This window comes from Paenarthrobacter sp. 10L420, from assembly GCF_056395385.1.
Genome location: NZ_JBFTJK010000064.1, coordinates 1 through 1,103 on the forward strand (window position 1 = coordinate 1; position 1,103 = coordinate 1,103).

General features: G+C 63.5%; 1 pseudogene. It reads right to left on the reverse strand.

The annotated features are described in order from the left end of the window. Nucleotides 1-1,103 (reverse strand): annotated as a pseudogene (locus AC1DD5_RS25670) (pyruvate dehydrogenase (acetyl-transferring), homodimeric type); the annotation flags it as partial.

Here is a 1,103-nt window from a genome sequence, read left to right on the forward strand (position 1 = left end):
ACGGTGGGTTTGCCCTTGAACTCCACCGCTGCCTTGTACGCGGCGTAGACCTTGCGGTAATCGTGCCCGCCGCGTTTGAGGCCCCAGATCTGTTCGTCGGTCAGGTCCGCGACCATGTCCTTGGTCTGCGGGGACTTGCCGAAGAAGTGGTCCCTGACGAACCCGCCGGACTCGGCCTTGTAGGTCTGGTAGTCACCATCGGGGGTTTCGTTCATGATTTTCACCAACGCCCCGTCGGTGTCGTTTTCCAGCAGGGTGTCCCATTCCCGGCCCCAGACGACCTTGATCACGTTCCAGCCGGCACCGCGGAAGAACGCCTCGAGTTCCTGCATGATCTTGCCGTTGCCCCGCACGGGCCCGTCCAGGCGCTGGAGGTTGCAGTTGATCACGAAGTTCAGGTTGTCCAGGTTCTCGTTCGCTGCCAGCTGCAGCAACCCGCGGGACTCGGGCTCGTCCATTTCCCCGTCGCCGAGGAACGCCCAGACCTGCTGGTCGGAGGTGTCCTTGAGGCCGCGGTTGTGCAGGTACCGGTTGGACTGGGCCTGGTAGATCGCGTTCATCGGACCGATGCCCATCGACACGGTCGGGAATTCCCAGAAGTCCGGCATCAACCTGGGGTGCGGGTAGGAGGACAGGGCGTGGCCTTGTTTGGACTTTTCCTGACGGAACCCGTCCAAATCCTCCTCGGAGAGGCGGCCTTCCATGAACGCCCGGGCGTACATGCCCGGTGACGCGTGGCCCTGGAAGAACACCTGGTCCCCGCCCGAGGGGTGGTCCTTGCCGCGGAAGAAATGGTTGAACCCGACCTCGTACAGGGTCGCCGCGCCGGCATAGGTGGAAATATGCCCGCCCACCCCGATATCGGCCCGCTGCGCACGATGGACCATGACCGCGGCGTTCCAGCGCATGTACGCACGGTACCGGCGCTCGAACTCCTCGTTCCCGGGAAACTCTGCTTCCTGGTCCACCGGGATCGTGTTCACATAATCAGTGGTCGTCACCATCGGCACACCCACCGACCGGGCACCGGCACGCTGCAACAACGACCGCATAATGTACTGGGCACGCTCCGTGCCCTGCTCCGCGATCAACGCATCAAGGGA